The sequence below is a fragment of the Acinetobacter sp. 1000160 genome (assembly GCF_000588715.1).
GTDB classification, from domain to species: Bacteria; Pseudomonadota; Gammaproteobacteria; order Pseudomonadales; family Moraxellaceae; genus Acinetobacter; species Acinetobacter courvalinii.
The window spans coordinates 97,993-122,425 of the sequence record NZ_JFWP02000006.1 but is presented as its reverse complement, the minus strand read 5'-3'; the positions used below and the strand labels follow the sequence as shown (position 1 = coordinate 122,425).

23 protein-coding genes are annotated in these 24,433 nt (G+C 42.4%); 14 read left to right on the top strand and 9 right to left on the bottom strand.

The window, feature by feature from the left end; genetic code table 11:
• Positions 1-35: 35 nt before the first annotated feature.
• The 3 genes from glnE (at position 36) to J699_RS05640 (ending at position 4,694) form a co-directional block, all read left to right on the top strand.
• The gene (gene glnE / locus J699_RS05630) at positions 36-2,807 is read left to right on the top strand and encodes a bifunctional [glutamate--ammonia ligase]-adenylyl-L-tyrosine phosphorylase/[glutamate--ammonia-ligase] adenylyltransferase (protein ID WP_079281820.1); all 2,772 of its coding nucleotides are present in this window, start codon (positions 36-38) and stop codon (positions 2,805-2,807) included.
• A gap of 30 nt (positions 2,808-2,837) precedes the next feature.
• Entirely contained in the window at positions 2,838-3,764 is a 927-nt protein-coding gene (locus J699_RS05635) for a branched-chain amino acid transaminase (RefSeq protein ID WP_005226840.1), read from the top strand.
• 174 nt (positions 3,765-3,938) lie between these two features.
• Positions 3,939-4,694, top strand: a complete 756-nt coding sequence (locus tag J699_RS05640; RefSeq protein WP_005226841.1) for a hypothetical protein — start codon at positions 3,939-3,941, stop codon at positions 4,692-4,694.
• An 83-nt stretch (positions 4,695-4,777) separates the two neighbouring features.
• Here J699_RS05640 and J699_RS05645 read toward each other — a convergent pair whose 3' ends face one another.
• The 3 genes from J699_RS05645 to J699_RS05655 are packed head-to-tail and all read right to left on the bottom strand — an operon-like array spanning position 4,778 to position 7,889.
• Positions 4,778-5,803: an NAD-dependent epimerase gene (locus J699_RS05645; protein WP_032870120.1), complete on the bottom strand. Its 1,026-nt coding sequence runs from the start codon at positions 5,801-5,803 to the stop codon at positions 4,778-4,780.
• On the bottom strand, positions 5,800-6,969 hold the full coding sequence (locus J699_RS05650; RefSeq protein ID WP_032870117.1) for a nucleotide sugar dehydrogenase: 1,170 nt from the start codon (positions 6,967-6,969) through the stop codon (positions 5,800-5,802). Before J699_RS05650 ends, J699_RS05645 begins: the two co-directional genes overlap by 4 nt.
• Positions 6,970-7,004: 35 nt before the next feature.
• On the bottom strand, positions 7,005-7,889 hold the full coding sequence (locus tag J699_RS05655; RefSeq protein WP_032870115.1) for an ATP-grasp fold amidoligase family protein: 885 nt from the start codon (positions 7,887-7,889) through the stop codon (positions 7,005-7,007).
• A gap of 376 nt (positions 7,890-8,265) precedes the next feature.
• Between J699_RS05655 and J699_RS05660 the strand changes: the two genes are divergently transcribed.
• From J699_RS05660 to J699_RS05685, 6 genes are all read left to right on the top strand, one after another.
• Complete coding sequence (locus J699_RS05660; protein ID WP_032870113.1) at positions 8,266-9,264, top strand: Stealth CR1 domain-containing protein; 999 nt, start codon at positions 8,266-8,268, stop codon at positions 9,262-9,264.
• Positions 9,265-9,267: 3 nt separating this feature from the next.
• Positions 9,268-10,026: a glycosyltransferase family 25 protein gene (locus J699_RS05665; protein ID WP_005289053.1), complete on the top strand. Its 759-nt coding sequence runs from the start codon at positions 9,268-9,270 to the stop codon at positions 10,024-10,026.
• Between the two features lie 70 nt (positions 10,027-10,096).
• Positions 10,097-11,017 (top strand): glycosyltransferase family 32 protein, encoded by a 921-nt coding sequence (locus J699_RS05670; protein ID WP_032870111.1) that lies wholly within the window; start codon positions 10,097-10,099, stop codon positions 11,015-11,017.
• An 85-nt stretch (positions 11,018-11,102) separates the two neighbouring features.
• The gene (locus J699_RS05675; protein ID WP_032870108.1) at positions 11,103-11,882 is read left to right on the top strand and encodes a glycosyltransferase family 25 protein; all 780 of its coding nucleotides are present in this window, start codon (positions 11,103-11,105) and stop codon (positions 11,880-11,882) included.
• Between the two features lie 9 nt (positions 11,883-11,891).
• The gene (locus tag J699_RS05680; protein WP_032870106.1) at positions 11,892-12,665 is read left to right on the top strand and encodes a glycosyltransferase family 25 protein; all 774 of its coding nucleotides are present in this window, start codon (positions 11,892-11,894) and stop codon (positions 12,663-12,665) included.
• Positions 12,666-12,809: 144 nt separating this feature from the next.
• Complete coding sequence (locus tag J699_RS05685; protein WP_032870104.1) at positions 12,810-13,616, top strand: glycosyltransferase family 25 protein; 807 nt, start codon at positions 12,810-12,812, stop codon at positions 13,614-13,616.
• A gap of 31 nt (positions 13,617-13,647) precedes the next feature.
• On the opposite strand, the gene J699_RS05690 is transcribed toward J699_RS05685, so the two are convergent.
• From J699_RS05690 to J699_RS05705, 4 genes are all read right to left on the bottom strand, one after another.
• The gene (locus J699_RS05690; RefSeq protein WP_032870102.1) at positions 13,648-14,511 is read right to left on the bottom strand and encodes a lysophospholipid acyltransferase family protein; all 864 of its coding nucleotides are present in this window, start codon (positions 14,509-14,511) and stop codon (positions 13,648-13,650) included.
• An 11-nt stretch (positions 14,512-14,522) separates the two neighbouring features.
• Positions 14,523-14,738, bottom strand: a complete 216-nt coding sequence (locus J699_RS05695) for a hypothetical protein (protein WP_005226863.1) — start codon at positions 14,736-14,738, stop codon at positions 14,523-14,525.
• 125 nt (positions 14,739-14,863) lie between these two features.
• The gene (gene aspS, locus J699_RS05700) at positions 14,864-16,645 is read right to left on the bottom strand and encodes an aspartate--tRNA ligase (protein ID WP_005226864.1); all 1,782 of its coding nucleotides are present in this window, start codon (positions 16,643-16,645) and stop codon (positions 14,864-14,866) included.
• A 144-nt stretch (positions 16,646-16,789) separates the two neighbouring features.
• The gene (locus tag J699_RS05705; RefSeq protein WP_032870099.1) at positions 16,790-17,560 is read right to left on the bottom strand and encodes a DUF4184 family protein; all 771 of its coding nucleotides are present in this window, start codon (positions 17,558-17,560) and stop codon (positions 16,790-16,792) included.
• A gap of 139 nt (positions 17,561-17,699) precedes the next feature.
• Between J699_RS05705 and znuD the strand changes: the two genes are divergently transcribed.
• The 3 genes from znuD (at position 17,700) to J699_RS05720 (ending at position 22,159) form a co-directional block, all read left to right on the top strand.
• Positions 17,700-19,781 (top strand): zinc piracy TonB-dependent receptor ZnuD, encoded by a 2,082-nt coding sequence (gene znuD / locus J699_RS05710; protein WP_032870097.1) that lies wholly within the window; start codon positions 17,700-17,702, stop codon positions 19,779-19,781.
• 79 nt (positions 19,782-19,860) lie between these two features.
• Positions 19,861-21,324, top strand: coding sequence for a phospholipase D family protein (locus J699_RS05715; RefSeq protein WP_171076941.1), 1,464 nt, complete (start codon positions 19,861-19,863; stop codon positions 21,322-21,324).
• 25 nt (positions 21,325-21,349) lie between these two features.
• Positions 21,350-22,159 (top strand): hypothetical protein, encoded by an 810-nt coding sequence (locus tag J699_RS05720; protein WP_032870091.1) that lies wholly within the window; start codon positions 21,350-21,352, stop codon positions 22,157-22,159.
• Between the two features lie 83 nt (positions 22,160-22,242).
• Here the strand turns inward: J699_RS05720 and J699_RS05725 are convergent, their stop codons facing one another.
• Positions 22,243-22,680, bottom strand: coding sequence for a hypothetical protein (locus J699_RS05725; RefSeq protein ID WP_032870209.1), 438 nt, complete (start codon positions 22,678-22,680; stop codon positions 22,243-22,245).
• A 179-nt stretch (positions 22,681-22,859) separates the two neighbouring features.
• On the opposite strand from J699_RS05725, the gene J699_RS05730 reads away from it, so the two are divergent.
• Both J699_RS05730 and J699_RS05735 read left to right on the top strand, forming a co-directional pair.
• Entirely contained in the window at positions 22,860-23,351 is a 492-nt protein-coding gene (locus tag J699_RS05730; RefSeq protein ID WP_032870089.1) for an RcnB family protein, read from the top strand.
• Positions 23,352-23,503: 152 nt separating this feature from the next.
• A complete protein-coding gene (locus tag J699_RS05735) occupies positions 23,504-23,863 on the top strand; it encodes an RcnB family protein (protein WP_005226872.1) in 360 nt (119 codons plus the stop codon).
• 42 nt (positions 23,864-23,905) lie between these two features.
• Here the strand turns inward: J699_RS05735 and J699_RS05740 are convergent, their stop codons facing one another.
• Entirely contained in the window at positions 23,906-24,403 is a 498-nt protein-coding gene (locus tag J699_RS05740) for a phosphate-starvation-inducible protein PsiE (protein WP_005226874.1), read from the bottom strand.
• Positions 24,404-24,433 lie beyond the last annotated feature (30 nt).

Sequence of the window (24,433 nt, the reverse complement as noted above, 5' to 3'; positions counted from 1 at the left end):
ATAAGCTTGTAACTGATATAACTAACCAAGATGAGATGACATCAGTCGAGCCTTTTGATATGAATGCGCAACAGCTACAAAAAACCTTGGTTGCAAGCCAATATGCTGAACAGGTTTTAAATTTATACCAAGCAGAATTAGAACAAGACTATCACCAAGATCAATTCCTTGAGTCATTATCGACTGAAACCATCTATCAAAAAGTTCAACAGGCTGTGGCTGAGATCAGCAATGAACAGGCCTGGATGAAAGCCTTACGTGTGCTGCGTGCCAAGTTGATGTTCCGCTGGATCTGGCAGGATGCCAATCAATTGACCAATGTGGTCACGCTAACCCGTGAACTGTCTGATTTTGCCGATGCCTCTATTTGTGCTGCCAAAGCTTTTGCCTTACCGTCTTTATTGGCCAAACATGGTGAACCGATCGGCTATTCAGGCCAGTTGCAGGATCTGATTGTCATCGGAATGGGCAAGCTGGGTGCACAAGAACTGAATCTGTCCAGTGATATTGATCTGATTTTTGCTTTCGATGAACAGGGCGAAAGCAATGGGCGTAAATGTATTGATGTGCAGCAGTTCTGTATTTTGTGGGGACAGAAACTGATTTATCTACTCGATCACATCACTGCTGACGGTTTTGTGTTCCGCGTCGATATGCGCTTGCGTCCGTGGGGCGATGGTTCGGCTTTGGCCATTAGCCATAGCGGGCTGGAAAAATATCTGAGCCAGCATGGGCGTGAATGGGAACGCTATGCCTGGATTAAGGCACGCGTAATTACGGGTGGCAAAGCAGGTTCAGAGTTATTGGACATGTCGCGTCCGTTCGTATTCCGCCGTTATGTTGATTATTCCGCTTTCGCTGCCATGCGTGAAATGAAGGCGATGATTGAGCGTGAAGTCATGCGCCGTAATATTGAAGAAGATATTAAGCTCGGCGCAGGCGGAATTCGTGAAATTGAATTTATTGTGCAGGTGTTCCAGCTCATCTACGGCGGATCGAAGCGTGAACTGCAAGATCGTCAATGTTTGATCAATTTACATCATTTAGGTGAAGCGGAGTTGCTGGATCAACAAGCGGTGATTGATCTGGAAGATGCCTATCTGTTTTTAAGACGGGTGGAACATGCGATTCAGGCCTTGAATGATCAGCAGACTCAATCCTTGCCTACCGAACCCGAACTGAGACAGCGGATGCTGGATACCTTGGGCTTTAGCGATTGGGCAGCATTCCTTGAAGTGTTAAACCAGAAGCGCGACAAGGTCAAAGTCCAGTTTAAGCAATTAATTCAGGAAAAAGAGTTTGCTGAGCCGGTGGATGATTTTGTCCAGCTTGAACAAAAACTCAATGCGGTACTGGATGACAATGCCAGAAACCTGATTCAGAACTTCTGGCATGGGCAAGCCTTACGTAAAATTCCTGCTAGTGCTTTGGAACGGTTAAAGAAATTCTGGCCGCATTTGATTGAAGCGATTTTACAGTCGGATCAGCCGCAAGTGGCTTTGTTGCGCTTGATGCCATTGGTCGAGTCGGTACTGCGCCGTACCGTATATCTGGTGATGTTAATGGAAAGCCGCGGTGCCTTGCAGCGACTGGTAAAAATGTCGACCGTCAGCCCATGGATTTGTGAAGAACTGGCGCAGTATCCAGTCTTACTCGATGAATTCCTGTCGATGGATTTTGGTCTGCCACAACGCAAAGACCTCGAAGACTCTTTACGTCAGCAATTGTTGCGCATCGAGATTGACCAAGTTGAAGACCAGATGCGGGTATTGCGCTTATTTAAAAAGAGCAATGTCCTGACCGTCGCTGCCAGTGATGTGCTGGCAGAAAGTCCGTTGATGAAAGTATCGGATGCACTGACCGATATTGCCGAAGTGAGTGTACAGGCAACCTTACGTTTGGCCTATGAAGCGGTCGCAGCACGGCATGGTTATCCTTTGGGGAATGATGGGCAACGTTGTAGTCTGGATCGTAAAGGCTTCGCTGTGATCGCGTATGGAAAATTAGGCGGCATCGAGCTGGGTTATGGCTCAGATCTAGATCTGGTGTTTATCCATGCGCTTGAAGAGCAAGGTGAAACCGATGGCCGTAAGGGCATTAGTGGGGCCGAGTTTGCGATTCGGGTGGCACAGAAGTTTATGTCACTGATGACCACGCAAACCCTGGATGGACGTGTTTATGAAATTGATACGCGTCTTCGACCTTCGGGTGAAGCAGGCATGCTGGTGACCAGTTTAAAAGCCTATGAACAGTATCAGCAGAAAAACGCATGGTTATGGGAACATCAGGCTTTAGTCCGTGCCCGTTCGATTGCGGGGGATCAAAGTTTATGCCAGCAATTTGAGCAGATTCGCTGCCAAATCCTGACGCAAGTTCGTGATGAAAATGAAGTACGTGAAGAAGTGTTAAAAATGCGTCAAAAGATGAAAGATCATTTGGGATCATCTACTGAGCAAAAAAAACATGGTATTTTTCATTTAAAACAGGACTCAGGTGGTATCGTTGATATCGAATTTATGGCACAGTATGTTGTGCTTGCATGGAGTGGGACGAATACAGATCTCGCCCATTTTTCCGATAATGTAAGAATTCTAGAAGATGCTGCTAAAGCAGGCTGCTTATCCAGTGAAGATGCCACAGCATTAATACACGCTTATCTCCGTGAACGAACTGAGAGCCACCGTCTAGCGCTTGCAAATCAATCTATGCAAGTCAATGCTGCGGATTGGCGCGATACCCGGGAGATCGTTTGCAAGTTATGGCAAAGATTAATTGATCCAACTGCGCAAGCATTGGAAAGTGAATAATTGTGTAAAAAAGAAAATGGAGTATGTGCGATGAGTTTGGCTGATCGTGATGGTTTTATTTGGCAAGATGGAAAATTGGTTGATTGGCGTGATGCAAAAATTCACGTCCTGACTCATACACTACACTACAGCATGGGTGTCTTCGAAGGCGTCAGAGCTTATGAAACACCGAATGGTACCGCAATCTTCCGTTTGCAAGATCACACTAAGCGCTTATTAAATTCAGCAAAAATTTATCAAATGAATGTTCCATTTGATCAAGCGACATTAGAACAGGCACAAATCGATGTTGTGCGTGAAAATAAACTGGCATCTTGCTATTTACGTCCATTGATCTGGATTGGTTCTGAAAAGCTTGGCATTGCAGCGACAGAAAATACCATTCATGCCGCAGTCGCAGCATGGGGCTGGGGTGCATACCTCGGTGAAGAAGCCATGGCACGCGGTATTCGTGTAAAAACCTCTTCATTCACGCACCATCATCCGAACGTGACCATGTGTAAGGCAAAAGCATGTGGTAACTATACGGTATCGATTCTGGCGCATCAGGAAGTGGCACGCTCGGGTTATGATGAAGCCATGTTGCTTGATCCACAAGGCTTTGTTTGCCAAGGTGCAGGCGAGAACGTCTTCCTGATCAAGGATGGTGTGTTACATACCCCTGACCTAGCGGGTGGTGCACTGGAAGGGATTACCCGTCAAACCGTGATTACCATTGCTAAAGATCTAGGCTATGAAGTGGTTGAGCGCCGTATCACCCGTGATGAATTCTACATTGCAGATGAAGCATTCTTTACCGGTACTGCGGCTGAAGTGACGCCAATCCGTGAGTATGATGACCGTGAAATCGGTTGTGGTTCACGTGGTCCGATCACCACTGAAATCCAGAAGACGTTCTTTGATGCGGTTCAAGGCCGTAATGACAAATATGCCCACTGGTTAACTTATATCAAATAAGTTCAAAGCAGTACAAAGGCGGAGCTTCGGCTTCGCTTTTTTATTGACGAATTAATAGTAAAAAAATGCCTAGGCTGTATGCTAAGATGGCACTATATTCAGTGCATATGTCTGAACGTTTTTAAGTTTTATCATAAAGCGGAACAGCATATCTCAAGCAATTAAGGTTATCAGATGGTAGATATTCAACAAGATTCGGCAACTCCTGAAGACAATGTCATTTTGTGTATGAAATGGGGAACCAAATATGGTGCCGAGTACGTTAACCGTCTCTATAACATGGTCAAACGTCATCTGACGTTGCCATTTAAAATGGTCTGCCTGACGGACCGTACCGAAGGCATTGACCCTGCTATTCAATGTTTCCCGATTCCGTCGCTGGATCTGCCGGCAGGCAGCCCTGAACGCGGCTGGAACAAGCTTTCGACCTTTGAACCTGATTTGTATGGTTTAAAAGGTAATGCGTTGTTTATCGATCTGGATGTGGTCATTGTCGATAATATTGATTGCTTCTTTCAAGCCGAAGGTGAGTTTCTGGTGATTCATGACTGGAAACGTCCGTGGCGGATTACCGGCAACAGCTCGGTTTATCGTTTTAAACTGGGTGCTTTCCCTGACGTCCTGCCATATTTCCGCGAGCACTTTGATGAAATCCGCGAGAAGTTCCGTAACGAGCAGGAATATCTGTCTTGGTTTATGCATAAAGAAGGCAAGCTCAGCTATTGGGATAAAGACTGGTGCAAGAGTTATAAATACCATTGTTTAAGAAAAGTTCCTTTTGCTTACTTCCAGCCGCCAGTTAAGCCGAAAGGTGCAAAAATTATTATTTTCCATGGTGAGATCAACCCACCTGACGCGATCAGCGGTGGTGGCGGTAAATGGTATCGCTATGTGTTGCCATCCGACTGGATCAAAGAGTCTTGGCAATAAGTCTAGTACGGGTCATTTCTAAAGCAGGGATGACAAGCATAAAAAAATCAGGCGTTCTGCCTGATTTTTTTATATTTAGGGACTTAGATATTGTGATACTGGCGATACCAGTCCACAAAGTTTTTCACGCCATCCACAACCGAGGTGGCTGACTTGTAGTTAACATAGTTTTCCAGTGCCGAACTATCGGCAAAGGTATCCGGCACATCACCAGGCTGTAGCGGAAGCAGCTCTAAAATCGCCTCTTTACCCGCAGCTTGTTCAATGGCCTGAATATATTCAATCAGCTTCACGGTACGATTGTTGCCAATATTAAAGATTCTAAACGGGGCATTGCTGGTCGCAGGGTTCGGATGGTTGCTGTCCCAGTTTTCATCAGGTGTCGCGATCTTGTCGCTGGTGCGGATAATGCCTTCCACAATATCATCGATATAGGTGAAATCACGGGTATGGTTGCCATGATTAAACACTGGAATCGGTTTGCCTTCAAAAATATGCTTGGTGAACTTGAATAAAGCCATATCTGGGCGTGTCCACGGTCCATAGACGGTAAAGAAACGTAGGCCTGTGGTCGGGAGTTTAAATAAATGGCTGTAGCTATGTGCCATCAGCTCATTGGCACGCTTGGTTGCTGCATAAAATTGTAGCGGATGGTCAACGCCGTGCTGTTCGCTAAAGGGCATGGTGGTGTTGGCGCCATAGACACTGCTGGTACTGGCATAGGTCAGGTGAGGCGTTGCTGCGTAGCGGCATGCTTCCAAGATATTGGTAAAGGCAATCAGGTTGCTTTCCACATAGCTATGCGGATTTTCCAGCGAATAACGCACACCGGCCTGTGCCGCCAAATGAATCACACGGTCAAAAGCATGTTCTGTAAAACACTGATCTACCGCTGCTTTATTGGCAAGGTTTTCCCTGATCAGGGTAAAACTGCCTGTATCGTTGCGTTCAGCCAGTAACTGTAATTGCTGGGCACGTGCCTCTTTCAGGGATGGATCATAATAATCATTAAAATTATCAAAACCGACCACATCATCACCGCGTTCAAGCAGTTTTTGTGCAACACTAAAGCCGATGAATCCAGCAGCGCCTGTGACTAGAACTTTCATTCATCGCCTCCAAAAATATCTCGGGTATAAACTTTATCTTGTACATCTAGTAAGTCATTCGACAGGCGATTGGCAATAATCACATCACATGATTGCTTGAATTCGTTTAGATCCTGGGTAACTTTCGATTTAAAGAAGCTATCTTCATGAAAGGTGGGTTCATAAATGATGATTTCAATGCCTTTGGCTTTCAGGCGTTTCATCACCCCTTGAATCGCCGAGGCACGGTAATTGTCCGAACCGCTTTTCATCACCAGACGATAAATACCGACCGTACTCGGGTTTCTTGCGATAATCGAATCGGCAATAAAGTCTTTACGGGTACGGTTGGCATCAACAATCGCCTTGATCAGGTTGCTTGGTACATTGTTATAGTTGGCCAATAACTGTTTGGTATCTTTTGGCAGGCAATAACCGCCGTAGCCAAACGAGGGATTGTTATAATGACTGCCAATACGCGGATCAAGACAGACGCCTTCAATCACTTGCTTGCTGTCCAGTCCGAAGCTTTGTGCATAAGTATCCAGTTCATTGAAGAAGGCCACCCGCATCGCCAGATAGGTATTGGCAAACAGCTTAATCGCTTCAGCTTCAGTTGAATGGGTCAGCAATACTGGAATATCCTGCTTGAGTGCACCCTCTACCAGCAAATCTGCAAAGTGCTGGGCACGTTCAGACTGCTCTCCCACAATGATGCGGGATGGATAGAGATTATCGTGTAAGGCTTTGCCTTCACGCAAAAATTCAGGTGAGAAAATAATATTTTCGGTCTGGTATTTTTGTTTGATTTGCTCGGTGAAACCCACAGGAACCGTTGACTTGACGATCATGGTCGCGTTTGGGTTAATGGTCAGTACATCCTGAATTACACTCTCAACACTTTGGGTATTAAAGTAATTGGTCTGTGGGTCGTAATCGGTGGGCGTGGCAATAATAATAAAATCAGCAGCTTGAAAAGCCTGCTGCTGATCTGTAGTCGCTGTAAAATTCAGTTGTTTTTCTTTTAAGAACAGGGAAATATCATGATCTTGAATCGGTGACACCTTGTTGTTCAGTAAATCTACTTTACTTTGTAGGATATCAAGGGCAACGGTTTCATGGTGTTGTGCAAATAGCATTGCATTTGACAACCCGACATACCCAGTTCCAGCAATCGCTATTTTCATAAGTACCTAACAGATTCGACATACATGATGGACGGTTAATAGGATAACCACAGTGAACCGAGTTTTAAATCCCATTCTACCGGTGTAATGACCATTCGTCCTGCATTTGGGGTGAGCGTAATTTCACTGAAGTAAACGTGATCCTGAGATAATAAGAAATCTACTCGACTATAACCATACGCAAAACAGAGTTTTTCTGACAATTCAATAATTTTTTCCAATTGTGGTGGTTTGGCTAAAGCATCGGGTGAGTTATCTTTCAGATCGACACGAAAGGGCTGTAAGTTCCATTCAGTATCATACATGTTTGAATAGTCATTACCTTGGGTATCTTGTACATCAATTTCCAGATATTCTGGACGGCCTTCAAAGCAGTGTACCCGGCATGTGGTAATGGTGGATTTGCTGACAGGATCAACATAGAGTTCTACATATTGTTCAATCAGAATTTTGGGGCAAATGTCTTTGTAGTGCCACTCACGTTTTCTGAAATACATGTTCTTTTTCATGTGATCTTTGATTTTAGCCTTGGCCGTGGTGACATCAAGTTTGCTTTTATCACGGCAAATCTTGGCACTGCCACTGTCATGCGTACATTTCAGCACAAACTGATTCGGTAGCTGCTCAAAATCGATTTCATCAGCACAGGCATAGACGCCAAGCAGAGGAACCAAATAGTCATTTCCTACTTTTGCTGAAATTAAATCTCTGACGGCACATTTATCTGCCAGCTTGGTCAGTAACGGACTTCTTTCATAGATCATGCGCGCCGTGACTTTTTCATTAAAGCTTTTGGGTGCGCCAAAGTCAGGCGCATAGCCCAACTTACACATAAAACGTTTAGTGAGATACTTTTTATCTGAAACAAATTTAGTTCTAATTACTTTGGCTTGATATTCAAAATAGTCATAGTTAATCATTTTAAAAAAAGGTGTAATCCCGAAAAAGTAATCGATAATTATAGTAAATATGCTTAAATTCGTCTAATAAAAATATACAGATTTTCTTTACTGTCTTATTCCAAAAGGTTTGATTTTGTTAAGGATTGTGAGATTTAAGCTTGGCTTCATAGATAGGGAAAATACGATAAACACATGATAGAACGATACGGTGTAAAACAACAAAATACTCAATAAATATAATATATTGATTTATATGAAATGATTCATCTTTTAGCGTCGAATGCTCTTACCAAAAGAGGCTGACGTTAAACAGATCAGTGGTGTTATCATAGGAGATGAGATTAAACATCTTTAGCCGTATTTTCGTGCTTTCTAATTGTTTAAGAGTGAATTGATGAGTGAAATGATGCAACCGGTTGATGTGGTGATTGCCTGGGTAGATGGTAATGATCCAAAATTAAAGCAAAAACGCCTACAGTATCAGGGGAAGGCACAAGCCTCTGATGCGGTAAGTGATACCCGCTTTGCCAGTAACCATGAAATTTACTATAACGTTGCATCTATTTTAAAGTACGTTCCATTTTGCCGTCATATTTACATTGTGACCGATGCGCAGCAACCGCAATGGATTGATGACTTTGTCACGGACGGCATTTGTGAAGCCGGCAAGATCCGGATTGTGGATCACCGTGAAATTTTTGCCGGTTATGAACAATATTTACCCACCTTCAATACCCGTTCGATTGAAACCATGCTATGGAATATCCAGGGGTTATCAGATTACTTTTTCTATTTGAATGACGATTTTTTCTTTAATGCGCCAGCGCAGTTAGAGGATATTATTATCGACCAGAAAATGGTGATTTATGGTCATTGGCAAAGTAGTTTTGCGCTCAAGGCCAAACTCTGGTACCGCCAATTGTTAAATCAGTATTTTGCCAAGCCGATTCAACCCAAACATATGATTGCGCAAATGTTGGGGGCAGATATGCTTGGATTTAAAAAGTTTTTTGAGATTCACCATTATCCGCATGCAGTGGACCGTAACATCCTGCAAGACTATTTGCTTGCGCATCCGGAGTTTCTGGAAAAGCAGATCCAGTATAAATTCCGCAGTGTCGAGCAGATTAACCCGATTTCATTGATGAATCATTTAAAGATTAAGCATAATGAAGCAGTGTTAAAGCCTGATCTTGAGATTGCTTATTTAAAGAATGAAAGTAGTTTAAATAGCTTCTTGCACAGCCTGAACAATGCGCAGATCAAATATGGCTGCATGCAAAGTCTGGATCAGTTGAGCGATGCTGCAGCACAGCAGATTTATACGGCTTTAAATCAGAAATTGGCGGGCTACTTACCCCACGTTTTATTGGCGCAAACAGCCGAAGGATAAAGAATGAAAGTTGTAACTTATCTGATTAACCTAGATGGTAGTGATCAACGTCTGGCGAGTGCAACCGCGCAGTTGCAGCAACAAGATTGGCCGTTTATTCGTTTTTCTGCCTACGATGGCCGTGGCAAAGCGCTGTCTGAATTTAAACAATATGATGATGCCGAGGCGCAGCGCATTTTAGGACGTAGCCTGATCAACTCCGAGCTTGGGTGTTATCTGAGCCATTATGGCTGTGTGGAAAAATTCCTTCAGACAGATGCCGATTATCTGGTGGTGCTGGAAGATGATATTCAGGTTCTACCGAACTTTAAAAATAATCTGCAATCACTGCTGAACTATCTGGATCAACATAAAGAGTTAGACTGGTATGTGGTGAATCTGGCAGCAAAAAAGAAGAAGCTTGCCAAAGATATTGTACAGATCGAGCAATATAACTTATGGCATGCCTACTATTTCCCGATCCGGGGGGTGGGGCTGGTCTGGTCAAGAAAAGGCGCTGAGGAGTTTGTCAAACTCGGTAAAGAGATTCATGTGCCTGTCGATATCTTCTTCCAGGGCTGGCTCAGTAAAAATGGCAAAGGCTTAGGAGTTTGGCAGCCGTTCGTGAAACCTGCGGGTCTGGATAGTGATATTCTGGGCACGGTTGCAACACAGGGCATTCAGCGTAAGGATCTGGAAAAGCGTGATGCCTCACATGGCTTAAAAAAACAGAAACGTATGTGGCGTGATCGCTTTTACGCATTCAAGCATCTTTATTTTTAATTAATATTGTCCAGTCAAATCACCTGAGTAAAAAAATGAGGTGATTTGAAGATATGGCTGAGTAACCTGTATGAAAATATTTAAAAAAATATTCTATCTCTTGAAGTTCTATACGATGTATTCGAACAAGAAGAGAGGGGTGAATCCAGCCATCGACAATGAAGCAGATTTGATCGTGCTTAATCCGACCATTCCTGATGCGGTTATTCCCAAGAAAATCTGGATGTATTGGGAAGGTCCACTGGCCGGATTTGTGGAAAAATGTGTAGAACAGGTCAAGAAGACCAATCCTGATTATGAAGTCCATTTTCTTACGCCAGATACCGTCAAAAACTTCTGTGATATTGATTTTGGTCGTTTTCCCAAAGCAACGCCGCAACAAAAGGCTGATCTGCTCCGTTTTGAACTGATTTATCAATATGGCGGGATCTGGTTAGATGCCAGTACTATTGTCTATGAAAGTCTGGACTGGATTCAGGCGCTGGTTAAAAAGACCCATACCCATAGTTTTGCTTATTATCGGGCCAAGAATACCACCATCAAAAATTTTCCTGTTTTAGAAAACTGGTTATTGGCAAGTGCAGCAAAAAATCCATTTTTTAAGTACTGGTTTGATGAACTGGTGACTGCGATTGAATTAAGCCCGAAAGCTTATCTGCAAAAATTGAAAGAAACTGAACCCGATTATCAGGATTTGTTTCAGCATATTGGTCGTCTGGAGTATCTGGTGGCGTATGTGGCTTGTCAGAAGGTGATGCGTCAGCATTTGCCTAGTATGTGCCTCATTAACTGCGATAAAAATGCACTGTATTTTCAGGTGAAACACCAATGGGTGAAAGAAAAAGTACTGATTGATATGGCAATTCATCACCCGCCTGCTGAAATGCCAAAGCTGATTAAGCTCGCAGGCAAGGAGAGAAAAACCCTGAGTCATTATTATGAAAAAGGGATGTATTTCGAGCACTCTCTTCTTGATATTCCTCAAAAATAGGGCAAATTTGTCATCTCCAAGAATTGGTGGTGAAGCTTATCTAAAAAAAGGGTAAAATGTTGGCAATCTTCAGCTTTTTACTACTATGAAAAAATTTGTTATCAGTCTCTCTACAGCAATTGAACGTAGAGAACATATTTCTAGTGAGTTTAGTAAAAAAAGTATAAGTTTTGACTTTTTTGATGCTTTGACTCCTGAGCCAGCAGCTATTTTTGCTAAAGAACTCAATCTAAAAATAGATGAGCAGTCTTTAACAAAAGGTGAAGTTGCATGCTTCATGAGTCATGTTTTTTTGTGGAAGAAAATGATTACTGAAAATATTCCACACATGGCTATTTTTGAAGATGATATCTACTTAGGGGAAAATGTTAAAGAATTTCTGAGTGATGCATCATGGATAGATCAAAGCTGGAATCTGGTTAAAATTGAAGAATTTACTCAAAAAGTTGCTCTAGGGCAAAAGATTAAAACATTTAATAGCGATCCCGATAGAGCCCTTTTTGAACTTCGAAGTAAGAATCTTGGGACGGCGGGCTATATCCTTTCTTTACAGGGTGCAAAACAATTAATCAGCTATATCCAGTCTTTGGACAAGTTGATAGCCTTAGATCACTTAATGTTTGAAAAATTGATTCAAGAGAATGTCTTATCTGTGTATCAGATGAAACCCGCCTTGTGTATTCAGGATGTGACGCTATTCTCGACAAAAGATAGTGTACGTTTTGCAAGCCATTTGTATAAAGAACGTCTAACCAGAAGAAAATATGATAAAAAAACTGGACTAGATAAGCTTATTTTAGAGCTCAGTCGAATTTTTCAACAGATTAGAAATCTTATTTTCTTTAAGTCAGTTGGGTTTAAATAAGGAAAAAGTGTGGAAAATTTTGTTATCAGCTTAAAATCTGCAATTGATCGTCGAGCCCATATCGAAGATCAATTCGGGAAAAAAAATATTCCATTTCATTTTTTTGATGCAATTGAACCTTCTCAGATTGATGCTCAAGCCGAAAAAATTAATTTCAAAATTCGTCAGGGTGATCTCACTCGGAATGAATTGGCATGTTTATTAAGCCATGTATCGTTGTGGCAAAAAGCTGTTGATGAAAAAATGCCTGCCATTGCAATTTTTGAGGATGATGTGCATTTAAGTGATGATGCAGAGTTGTTCTTGAAGGACGCTGACTGGTTGAATTTTGATATTGTTAAACTGGAAAAATCTTATAAAAGTGTAATTTTAGACTTGGAAAAAACACAAGTTTTTAACAATAAAGAATTTATCTTGAGACGATTGAAAAAACCGCATCTAGGTGCAGCTGGATATATCTTATCCTATAAAGGTGCTGTAACACTTCTTGAATATATGAAAAATCAAGATGCACTTGATCATGTTGACCAAATTGTTTTCCGAAAATATATCCATGAAGGTAAATTGGGGATCTACCAACTGAACCCTACTTTATGTATTCAGGATTATATTTTGAATCCTGAGGAACAAAAATTTAAAACTAGTTTGCAATGGCGCGATAAAGAAAAAGTTAAGCCTAAAGGTGTAGAAAAGCTACTCAGGGAATTAAGTCGGGTTTTTATTCAACTTGCGCAGCTACCGTATAAAACCAAATTAAAATTTATAATGAGTAAAAAAGACTAAATTTCACTCTTCTATTGAAAATGTAATTAAATCATGTGGTTATATTTGAAATAGAAGAGTCTTATGACTTAGGTTTAAGTTTTACTTTTTAATTGTATATAATCTTAGTTTATATTCTTCAATAACTATATGATGGTTTCTTAGATGAGTGTTTTTGTTATTAGTCTGGATTCAGCAACCGAAAGAAGACAGCATATTTGTGAAGAGTTTAAAACAAATTCAATTGCCTTTAATTTTTATGATGCGATTACACCAACAACCGCTTTGGATGCTGCTAAAAGTGTAGGAATCGATTTAACTCGTAAAGGTGTTTTAACAAATGGTGAGGTAGCTTGTTTATTGAGCCATGTTATGCTTTGGAAAAAAATTGTTGATCAGAATTTCGATTACATTGCAATTTTTGAAGATGATGTATACCTGGGTAAAAATATACAGCGATTTTTTAACGATTTTTCCTGGATTCCTAATGATGTTCATATCATCAAGCTAGAAGCTTTTGATAAAGAAGTCGATTTATCTTTTTTTCCTAAATTGATAAAGGATGGGAGAAGTTTATATCATTTGAAAGCCATGCATTTAGGCGGGGCGGGTTATATCCTATCAAGAGAAGCAGCAGAACACTTTTTGATGATTATTCAAAATATGCCCGAGTTAGTTCCTGTGGATCATATCTTGTTTGGTCGTGATGTGAAGTATGGAAAATACAAGTCTTATCAGATAACACCTGCAATTTGCGCTCAAGATTTTTATTTACATAGCAAATATGATAATTTCCCGAGCCATTTGGAGGAAGATCGAGCGGTCCGCCATGAGGCGGAGAAACAGGTAAGATTGCAACAAAAGCAAAAATTAAGTCTATCGCTAAAAATCAAGAGAGAAATTCTCAGATTAATTTCGCAACTTTTAAAGCTGAAAAAATTCTCGGCATATCGAACGGTTAAATTTAAATAATTAGGTTTTATTTATATAAGCTGTCTGTAAATTATTTATAGACAGTCTTATCACCGCCTCTAAACCGTTTATAGCCCCACATATATTCAGCAGGAAAGCGGTTGATCATCTGTTCAACTGCCTGATTGAGTGCAGTGGTCGCAACTTCGATATCTCGATCATATAGTGCTGGATTATTCAGATCATCGCAATACACATCAAATCCTTCACCATCGTCACGGCGGAAACAGCTTAATCCTACCAGACGACATTGGGTTTTCTGTGCCATTTTACTGGCCAGTGTACTGGTCAGGCAGGGAATTCCGAAAAAAGGAACCACGACACCGCCAGACGGATCGGGAACATGGTCAGGCAGAATCACACTGAAACCACCTTGTTTTAGATTCTTAAATAGAGCTTTAACACCCGAAGCATCTGTCGGCACTAAAGTTGCGTTGAGGCGTTGACGTGCATGTAAGGCAAAAGCATTGAATCCCGAATCTTTCATCGGTTTATACATGATGGTCGGGATGCCATATTGATGTACCCAGGCATTCATCATTTCCCATGTTCCCAGATGTGGGGTAATGATCAGTGCGCCACGAGGATCGCTCAGCGCATCGGTCAGGACTTCAAGATGATGCACGGTATGAATCTGTTGAATGCTCCACTCGGGTGGCATGGCCCAGCATTTTCCAGATTCGATATAACTGAGACATTGCTTGGTCACGCTTTTACGCGCAAGCTGTTCTTTCTGGGCTTGGCTGAGTTCAGGATAAGCCAGCCCAAGATTGACCCTGGTTTTCCACAGCATACTTTTATTCGGATTTTGATTGATAAAGTAAGCCGCCACTTTTGCGATACTACGCAAAAATGGGAGGGGGAGAATACGGAGCAGAGTAGGGTAAAACGACATGCTAGTAGGTCTTATTTATCGGCATTGCCTTTAAGCACCATATAAATCAGTGCTACAAAAATCAGTAAGGCGCCCACCAGACTACTTACGCAGAAGTATAAAATACGTTGGTTGGTATCCATATTGAAAAGTTCATTTGCCAGGATGTAACGCATAAAGAACCATTGAGCAAGTGAAAACACAATAATGATAATTGTATGTCGACGTACATCAGGACGCATTGCCATAAGACTGACCTCTCAATAAAAAGCAGTCTATTATGCCATTAGCGGACATGATCTCAAAGCAAAACTCGGTATTATAAAAAAACCCTGCAGCGCGCAGGGTTTTTGTTGAAGCATAAACTCAAGGTTTATTTTTCTTCAGCTTTTGGCTTTTCGCGTAAACGAATACCCAAGTCACGCAATTGATTTGCTTCAACTGGTGCTGGCGCTTGAGTCAACGGACATTCAGCGGTCTTGGTTTTCGGGAATGCAATTACATCACGAATCGAAGATGCACCTGTCATTAGCATAATCAAGCGGTCAAGACCGAATGCCAAACCACCGTGCGGAGGCGCACCATAACGTAATGCATTCAGTAAGAAGCTGAATTTCTCTTCTGCTTCTTCTTCGCCAATGCCTAAAGCTTCAAATATTGCCTTTTGCATCTCTAAGGTATAGATACGAAGTGAACCGCCACCGATTTCAGTACCGTTCAGTACCATATCGTAGGCAACAGAAAGTGCTTCACCTGGATTGTTCTTCACTTCTTCAACGCTTGATTTTGGCAGGGTAAATGGGTGGTGAACAGAGGTCCATTTGCCATCATCCGTTTCTTCAAACATTGGGAAATCAACAACCCAAAGTGGCGCCCACTCACACGTTGCAAGGTTAAGATCATGACCGATTTTCACACGAAGTGCGCCCATCGCATCGTTTACAACTTTGGCTTTATCTGCACCAAAGAACACGATGTCGCCATTCTCGGCACCAACACGTTTTAATAGATCAAGTACGATTGGCTCGATGAATTTAACGATTGGAGATTGAAGACCTTCGATACCTTTTTCAAGCTCGTTGACTTTGATGTAAGCCAAGCCTTTCGCACCGTAGATGCCTACGAATTTGGTGTATTCATCAATCGCACTACGCGGTAATGAACCAGCACCAGGAACACGTAAAGCAACGATACGGCCTTTAGGGTCTTTTGCAGGACCAGCGAATACTTTGAACTCAACGTCTTGCATTAAGTCTGCAACGTCAACAAGTTTCAATGGAATACGCATATCCGGTTTGTCAGATGCATAGTCACGCATTGCGTCAGCGTAAGTCATACGTTCAAACTTATCGAATTTTACATTCAATAATTCGTTGAACATTTTAACGGTTAAGCCTTCCATTAAATCCATGATGTCATCGTCACTCATGAACGATGTTTCAACGTCGATTTGGGTAAATTCAGGCTGACGATCCGCACGTAAATCTTCGTCGCGGAAACATTTCGCAATTTGGTAATAACGATCGATACCGCCCACCATCAACAACTGTTTGAACAACTGTGGTGATTGTGGAAGCGCATAGAAGCTACCATTTGAAACACGGCTTGGTACTAAATAGTCACGTGCACCTTCTGGCGTTGCGCGAGTCAAGATTGGTGTTTCAACGTCAAGGAAACCATGATCTTCAAAATAGTTACGGATCAGGTTGGTCACTTTAGAACGGAAACGTAAGCGCTCTAACATTTCTGGACGACGGATGTCCAAGAAACGGTATTTCAAACGAATTTCTTCTGAAATATTGGTATTTTCGTCATTCAACGGGAATGGCGGAGTATCAGAAGCTGCAAGAACTTCGATCTCTTTACCTAAAACTTCAATCTGGCCACTCACCATGTTGGCATTTTCAGTACCTTCATAGCGACGACGAACACGACCTGTAATTTTTAAAACAAATTCTGAACGTGCTTTATCTGCTGTTGCGAATGCTTCAGGGGTATCTGGATCGATCACCACCTGTACAAGACCATCACGGTCACGCATATCAAGGAAAATCACACCGCCATGGTCACGGCGACGATGAACCCATCCGCATAAAGTCACTGTTTGATCGATTTGGGCTTCAGTTAAAGAGCCACAGTAATGAGTGCGCATCATATTGAATTATTTATCCAAACTATATTGGCTGTAGAAGGTGAATGCGTAAACAGCGCAGCACCAATGAAGGGGAGATTATGCCTTGTTGAACGTATAGTCTCAAGTCTTAATGTTTTCAAGCGAATTTTAAACAGACGCTTTTTGTTAAAATGATTTGCTACGGGCAGTTCGATCCAAAAACAAGAATAATAGACAGGTCATGGTGAAGACGGTTAAGCCTGCTTGGGTAAATTCATTCATCGATTTGCCAATAAAAAAATAAGGTTCATTTTTCCAAAGATCAGCACGAATATGACGGCTATAGTCCAATACTGACAACAGTCCATAGAAGATGGAAAGGACAATACCGATCAGCGCCAATCCTTTGAGTCTGGACGGAACCGGATGATGATGTTGATGCGTTTTATAATAGCGCCAGCACATTTTTATTAAAAAGGGCAGCGCAAGAATTGAAGAACCAATCTGCAAGACAAAATGTAAGGGATAACTAAAACCCCACAATGAAATGTTCTGAGCCAGCGTTTCTTTAAAAGCAAACGTTCGAAAATCAAGATGGGTGAGCCCATCCCAAATCAAATGTGTGCTGATTCCAATGATAAGTGCAATGCAATTTAGAAAGCTAAAAGAAATAAAATCATCCAGTGACTTGATCCCTAGAGGATCTTGAATCTCAAGACAACGATAAGTCACAGGCCGATAGAGGATATACCACACTAAACAAAAGCATAGGCCCAATGGCAGGTTCGGAAATAAGATACCTGCCCATTGATGGGTTAAAGGGGTATTTTCTTGTGTAAATAATCGATAAAGATCAGGTGTCATACAACCAATCGCCAAGGCTGCGACAGGTAAATGTCCCTGACTCAATTTGGATAAAGGTGGAGCAAGTACAGCGTGTGACAGAGTAAAAGGCATATCGTTGGGGAATAACCATTGATTGCAAACATGGACAAGCAGTTTAACAAATGTGCTTGGTCAGACTGTTTTTTATTGCAAAATAAATGAAATGTTATAATATAACAAAAAATAACGATCAACTGATTCGAGACACGGTATGTCATTTCCGCACAATATTTTGACCTTATCCATTTTAGCTGCTGTTTCTGTATCTGCCTTTGCAGCAGAAAATGAACCGGTGACCACCTTAGATACCATACGTATTAAGGCACATCCGCTTGAGCAAACCTCAAAAGATTTTGCAGTTACAGATACCGTTGTAGATGAAAAACGTTTACAACAGGGGGCTGTGACCATTGGTGAAGCGCTGAGCAGTGAGCCTGGCATTTATTCAAATCAGTTTGGCGCAGGTTCTAGCCGTCCTGTGATTCGTGGACAAGATGGCCCACGCGTTAAGGTGCTGCAAAATTCATCAGAAAACATTGATGTTTCTACCTTGTCCCCTGATCATGCAGTCACGGTAGATCCGGCACTGGCTAAGCAGGTTGAAGTGATTCGTGGCCCATCTACCTTATTATTTGGCGCGGGAACCGTTGGCGGGCTGGTCAATGTCAATGACAGCAAGATTCCAACAGCAATGCCTGAAAAAGGTTACGAAGGTAGCGTTGGCTTACGTTACAACACAGGTAGTGATGAAAAGCTGGCAACTGCAGGTGTCACGGTTGGTCTGGGTGATCAGGTGGCGTTACGGGTCGAGGGGCTGAAACGCGAAGCCAATGACTATATCGCACCTGACTATCGCCATGAAGGTGAGAAAGAGCGCCGTGTCGGCAATACCTTTGCCAAAGGCGAAACCGTCAATGTTGGTTTATCCTGGATTTATGATCGCGGCTTTACCGGAATTTCTTATAGCAACCGTCAGGATCAGTATGGCTTGCCGGGGCATAGCCATGAATATGAAAGCTGTAAAGCCCATCTGAGTGGCCGTCCGCATCTGCACTGTGGTGACCATGATCATGAAGAGGGCGAGGACGATCACGATCATGGACATGGCGATCACGACCATGATCACGCACATGAGGCAGGACCATGGATTGACCTGAAATCTGAGCGTTATGATGTGCGCACAGAATTGAATGATCCATTTGCTGGTTTTAAAAAGTTACGTGCGCAAGCCAGCTATACCGATTATCAACATGATGAAATTGAAGAAGACACCATCGCCACTCGCTTTAAAAACAAGGGCTATGATGGACGTTTAGAGTTGGTACACAATCCGATTGGCCCATGGGAAGGGGTAATTGGTACGCAATATGGTCAGCAAAAACTGAAACTTACTGGTGAAGAAGCTTTCTTGGCGCCGAATACCACCAAGAAGTGGAGTATCTTTGGCTTAGAGCATGCACAATTTAATGATGTTCATGTTGAACTGGCAGCTCGTGCAGAAAAACAGAAAATTGATATTGATGATTCAAGCAAAAAAGATTTTGACGGTTCAGCCTTTTCTGTTTCTGGTGCTGCCAACTGGGAGTTTGCACCAGACTATAAACTTTCTCTGGTTGCGTCACATCAGGAGCGCTTACCACTGGCGCAAGAGTTATATGCCAATGGCGGACATTTTGCCACCAATACCTATGAACTGGGCAATGATGGTTTAAGTAAAGAGAAGTCAAATAATGTCGAACTCGGTTTGCATTATGACAATGACAAGTTTGACTACCATGTGCATGTCTATCACAACTGGTTTGATGACTATATCTATGCGCAAACGCTAGACCGTTATAAAGATTTTCGTTTAGTGAAATATACCCAGGATCAGGCACGTTTCTATGGTGCAGAGGCGGAAGCGGGTTACCAGATCTCGGACATGTATAAAGTGGGCGTGTTTGGTGATTATGTTCGTGGCAAGATCGACAATGAAAATGCACCGCGTGTGCCGGCAGGTCGTCTAGGTACCAAAGTGAATGCAGACTTTGGTGATGGCTTTAGCGGTTCAGCTGAATACTACCATGTGTTCCAGCAAGACAAGATTGCAGCGTATGAAACCGATACCCAAGGCTATAACATGTTGAATCTGGGAGTGGCATATTCAGGTAAATACAGCAATGTCGGCGATTATCGTGTGTATTTCAATGCCAATAACTTGCTGGATGATCAGGTTTATCAACATGCATCGTTCTTATCCACGATTCCACAAGTGGGCCGTAACTTTACCGTTGGGGTGAATTTTAACTTCTAATTTTTCACTTAAATCTTATTGAAAAATCAAAGTATAAGCTCTAGCCTTAGACCATTAGGCTAGGGCTTTTTTTGTTTATATGCGTATCTTCCAACGAATCCATCGAAAATTAAACTGGTCAGGTCGACGTTACATGGCGGTCATATTGAGTATTTTTGCGATTGGGTACATTGCTTCGGCAGTCTACCACACAGTAAAACCACTCCCGAAAGGGCTGGATTTTACTGGGCAGTTGCGTCATGCCAATGTGAAATTTTTAGCCGATCAGACCTATATCGATTCCCAAGGCCAGCAACAGGTGGATCAGCATATTTTCAAGGAAGTCTTTCATTTAATTGATCAGGCACAGACCACCATTGTGCTGGATATGTTCCTGTTTAACCAAGAAGTCGGCGCTTCTAAGGTGAAACAGTTGCCTTTGATGCAAGAATTGACTGATGCGCTGATCGTGAAGCGTCGCTTGCATCCAAATGTAGAAGTTGTGGTGATTACCGATCCGATTAATTCGGTGTATGGCGGCATGACACCAAAACATTATCTACAATTGCGTCAAGCGGGTGTGGATGTGATCGAAACCGATTTAAAACCATTGCGTGCGTCTAATCCGCTCTGGTCAGGGTTCTGGTATATCTGCTGTCAAAACCTGGGCAATAATCCTGAAGGTGGCTGGTTAAGCAGCCCGTTTGGTAAAGATAAGATTACTTTGCGCAGTTATCTGGATTTATTTAACTTCAAGGCCAATCATCGTAAAACCTTGGTGGTTGATACGGTGGATGGCTGGAAAAGTCTGGTGACCTCAGCCAATCCACACGATGGCAGTTCGCATCATAGCAATGTTGCACTGGTGGTAGATGGGCCAACCGCGATTGATGTTTTACAAACTAAAAAAGCCGTTGCCAACATGTCAAAGGGTTCCAGTCCCTTTGTGATTATGGGTGGGGTGAGCGAAGACAAAACCTTGCCGCAGGTGCAAGTGCTGACTGAAAAAGCCATTTATGATGGCATCTTGAAAATGATTCAGACCGCCAAGAGCCAAGAGCATCTGGACATGGCCATGTTCTATTTGTCGGAACGCAATATTATTGAAGCACTGAAGCAAGCGCAACAACGTGGTGTCAACATCCGGATCATGATCGACCCGAATAAGGATGCATTTGGCCGTCAAAAGAATGGCATGCCGAATCGCCAAGTCGCATCAGAACTTCATGCTGCAGGTATTCCAATTCGCTGGTGCGATACGCGTGGTGAACAGTGCCATAGTAAGATGTTGCTGAAATACAATACCCAGCAAGCGGAAATCATTCTCGGTTCTGCTAATCTGACCGCACGCAACCTGAAAAACTATAATCTTGAAACTGATATGCGTGTGATCGGTTCGGCACAAGCGCCTGTATTTAAAGATGCAGGACAATACTTTGATGCCGCATGGACAAATGCCAATGCACGTCAAATTACAGTGGATTATGCAAAATATGCCGATGAATCCAAAGTGAAATACTGGATCTATCGTTTTATGGAATGGTCAGGCTTATCCACTTTTTAATTCAGCATACATAGAGTTCTACACAATGGCGAAGATTAAACTGAATATCAGACAGGATGAGCCGATTGATTTAGATGTGCATCAATTCAATCATTATGCCGATATTGTTGAAATTCAAAGTTGGGCAGAACTGTTAGAATGCTATCGCTCCCTTAAACAGGAAGTCTATCCTAAAAAAGTGTTTCTGGTTCTGGATGATCGAGCACAGGCAGAATACACCTCGATGCATGCGGTCGAGGATGAGCGTCTGTATGTTGATTTTAGTGACGACCTCAAGGGAATTGAAGTCGATGATCCACGATGGGAGCAAACGTATCAAAATGTATGTGTTCCAAAACAATTGCAGCATTATCTTCAGCAGTTGAATGATCCCGCACAGCAGCAGCGTTTTGAAAGCCTGGCTGAAAAAATGCAGCATTACGATGAAAATGACTTAGAAGCACTGCTTTATTTCAATCAAGATCTATTGATTTCTACTCATACTGAAATCATGGTTAAAGTGGCGGCTGTTGAAACAGAAGCATTGAAATTGGCGATGCTACCGAATGGCTATTTTTCTTGTGATTTTGATCCTTTTGAGAATTATGCGCTGATTCAGAAAATGCAGCCCTATGGTTTTGAATTTATCGGCCTCGGAGCAGCGTTATTAGGATGGATTAAAACAGCAGATTTTAAAGCCGAAAAGATTGAAGATTTAATTCAGGATTTGGCGTTGATTTATCCTTTAGACACCTCCCATCAGCAACAACTGAAAGCGCTCATTTTAAAACATGATTATCTGATTTTACCTTATTCTGAATCACCGCAAGAATATTTAGATTACGACCTATCCTGATTCAGGATGAGTGTTCAACACGCTAAATTCAGAAGATTAGTTGGCATTCAGCGTGTTGAAAGTGATATATCCTCAATAAAAAATTAAGGACTCGGTGGAATCAACTGATCCAGATCTTTATCGGCCATTTGCTCCAGTTCACTTAAATCGGTTTTGATTTTCCACTGGCTTTCATCATCGACCGGGTTCGGTAAGCGCGCCTCTAGCCAGTCACAAACCACATCCGGACTAAATTCCGGATGATTACATTGGATCACCCAGCCTAGAAAATCTTTGGCTTCACCATTCATATAGGGTGGTGGTGATACAGGGAAAAACTGGGTCGGTAAACGTTCATTGGTGGATAAATAATTGAGGACATGCCCAAGTTCTTGCACGGTTTGCCATGCCAAGGCATGTTCAACATCAATATTGAATTTAAACCACCAGGCATGCTGACCATCTGCGCCATGCGCCACAATACGGGATTCTTGTACGCTAGGCACTTTACAGAAAAATTGATAGAGACGATCAAAATTCATTTCAGCCACAGATGTTGCCTCAAAACCAAAAAACTGATTCTAACATATCTACGCGAAGCTACAGCTTGCTGCGTTTTATCCATGAAATTGGACAGTTAATCTGAAAAAATATGATGACAACAGTGGCGCTGGTTTTTTATTCTAAAATAGAAAGACACTCTGCTTTTAGGGAGATCACGATGAAGCAATTTCAACCTTATATTTATGGCTTGGCAGCTATATTGAGCTATCTCCCTATGACGAGCCATGCGGATAATGCTTGGGGTGGTTATAGCGGGGTAGAGCGCCGTTCCTATCACCAGCAGAGGCCGGCCTATCAACCGCCTGCACAAGACCCGTTTGCGTTCTCGAATCAGCGCGCGACACCGACTGCGCCACCGAAAGGCTATTATTATCAGCCCTATCAAAATAATGATTATCCTCACCGGAATCATCGACCGGGTGTTCGTGTCGAATATTATCCGGACACTCAATATGAGCGTAGCTATCGCCGCGAGTCTTTTGTGGTGGGAAATGAGCTACCGGGTGAGTTCCGTAGCGAGCGTTACATGCTGCGGGATTGGGATTCTTATTCTTTGCGTGAACCGCCACGTGGTCGACATTGGGTGGTGATCGATGGGCGTTATCTTTTAGTGACGGATGACAACTTTACCATTGAGATGATTCGCTGATCTGACATCTGCTTTTAAATTTTGGATGGAGTGGATTCTCCATAATTTCTCGCTATTCATTACAAAGCTTTGCAATGTCGTGGGTTTTATTCATGCTTTCTCCTAGAGTTTTTCTTAATCTGGTTTTAGATCAAAAAACTCAGGATCACACAATGAAAAAGACCGTCGTATTGCTTGTATCAACATTGATGCTTGGTGTCTCTGCTTCAGCCATGGCAGATTCAAACCGTTGGAATCATGATCATAAAGACCGCTATGATCGTTATGACCACCGCTATGATCACCGTGAACAACCACGCTGGTCAAATGGTGATCGCGGCAATCATTATGGTCAACGCATCAATTTCAAACGTGGTGAGCGTTTACCGTCAGAATTCCGTAGTCATCGTTATGTGGTATCTAACTATCGTAACCACCGCCTTTATCAGCCGCCACGTGGCTATAACTGGATGCAGGTACAAGGAAAATATGTACTGGTAGATTCCAAATATCGTATTTTCCGGGTGGCATAACCCCTACATTAAAAAAGCAGGCAATCCGCCTGCTTTTTCTATTTATGCCAGTTCATCATCTTGTGGCCGAGGTGTTTTGTTGGAAGGCAAGGGTTGTTCCTGATCTTTACCACGAATCACGGAAGGGTAGTTCCATGATGCAAAACGTACCACCAGAATCGCCACCGCTAAAATCAGGATCGAACCTGTGGTAATCACCAAATCCATCGATGCTTTATGATTATGCTGAATATCAGCAATCAGCAAACGGGTCAGTGCGGTAATCGCGACATAGATCAGAAAGCGCACTGGCATATGATTGGTCTTGAAATAAATCCCGACCATGGCGCCTAGTTCCAGATAGATAAACAGCAGCAAGATATCATCAATGGTAGCGTACTGTTTAACCGTCAGAATCTCAATCACGGTATGTACGGCTGACCATGCAATCATACAGCCGATAATAAACAGGGCTAAATAATGAAATGCTTCAACTGCGTAATGACCAAAGCGATCAAGTAGACGAGGTAAGCCTTCAAGTTTATCTTTTGAATTCGACATGGCGGTTTATATGCTCAATATGATGATTGG

Excerpts from the sequence above, each read along its gene's own strand:
- glnE (WP_079281820.1), top strand. The coding sequence starts at position 36 with ATGACATCAGTCGAGCCTTTTGATATGAATGCGCAACAGCTACAAAAA.
- J699_RS05635 (WP_005226840.1), top strand. The coding sequence starts at position 2,838 with ATGAGTTTGGCTGATCGTGATGGTTTTATTTGGCAAGATGGAAAATTG.
- J699_RS05640 (WP_005226841.1), top strand. The coding sequence starts at position 3,939 with ATGGTAGATATTCAACAAGATTCGGCAACTCCTGAAGACAATGTCATT.
- J699_RS05645 (WP_032870120.1), bottom strand. The coding sequence starts at position 5,803 with ATGAAAGTTCTAGTCACAGGCGCTGCTGGATTCATCGGCTTTAGTGTT.
- J699_RS05650 (WP_032870117.1), bottom strand. The coding sequence starts at position 6,969 with ATGAAAATAGCGATTGCTGGAACTGGGTATGTCGGGTTGTCAAATGCA.
- J699_RS05655 (WP_032870115.1), bottom strand. The coding sequence starts at position 7,889 with ATGATTAACTATGACTATTTTGAATATCAAGCCAAAGTAATTAGAACT.
- J699_RS05660 (WP_032870113.1), top strand. The coding sequence starts at position 8,266 with ATGAGTGAAATGATGCAACCGGTTGATGTGGTGATTGCCTGGGTAGAT.
- J699_RS05665 (WP_005289053.1), top strand. The coding sequence starts at position 9,268 with ATGAAAGTTGTAACTTATCTGATTAACCTAGATGGTAGTGATCAACGT.
- J699_RS05670 (WP_032870111.1), top strand. The coding sequence starts at position 10,097 with ATGAAAATATTTAAAAAAATATTCTATCTCTTGAAGTTCTATACGATG.
- J699_RS05675 (WP_032870108.1), top strand. The coding sequence starts at position 11,103 with ATGAAAAAATTTGTTATCAGTCTCTCTACAGCAATTGAACGTAGAGAA.
- J699_RS05685 (WP_032870104.1), top strand. The coding sequence starts at position 12,810 with ATGAGTGTTTTTGTTATTAGTCTGGATTCAGCAACCGAAAGAAGACAG.
- J699_RS05690 (WP_032870102.1), bottom strand. The coding sequence starts at position 14,511 with ATGTCGTTTTACCCTACTCTGCTCCGTATTCTCCCCCTCCCATTTTTG.
- J699_RS05695 (WP_005226863.1), bottom strand. The coding sequence starts at position 14,738 with ATGGCAATGCGTCCTGATGTACGTCGACATACAATTATCATTATTGTG.
- aspS (WP_005226864.1), bottom strand. The coding sequence starts at position 16,645 with ATGATGCGCACTCATTACTGTGGCTCTTTAACTGAAGCCCAAATCGAT.
- J699_RS05705 (WP_032870099.1), bottom strand. The coding sequence starts at position 17,560 with ATGCCTTTTACTCTGTCACACGCTGTACTTGCTCCACCTTTATCCAAA.
- znuD (WP_032870097.1), top strand. The coding sequence starts at position 17,700 with ATGTCATTTCCGCACAATATTTTGACCTTATCCATTTTAGCTGCTGTT.
- J699_RS05715 (WP_171076941.1), top strand. The coding sequence starts at position 19,861 with ATGCGTATCTTCCAACGAATCCATCGAAAATTAAACTGGTCAGGTCGA.
- J699_RS05720 (WP_032870091.1), top strand. The coding sequence starts at position 21,350 with ATGGCGAAGATTAAACTGAATATCAGACAGGATGAGCCGATTGATTTA.
- J699_RS05725 (WP_032870209.1), bottom strand. The coding sequence starts at position 22,680 with ATGAATTTTGATCGTCTCTATCAATTTTTCTGTAAAGTGCCTAGCGTA.
- J699_RS05730 (WP_032870089.1), top strand. The coding sequence starts at position 22,860 with ATGAAGCAATTTCAACCTTATATTTATGGCTTGGCAGCTATATTGAGC.
- J699_RS05735 (WP_005226872.1), top strand. The coding sequence starts at position 23,504 with ATGAAAAAGACCGTCGTATTGCTTGTATCAACATTGATGCTTGGTGTC.
- J699_RS05740 (WP_005226874.1), bottom strand. The coding sequence starts at position 24,403 with ATGTCGAATTCAAAAGATAAACTTGAAGGCTTACCTCGTCTACTTGAT.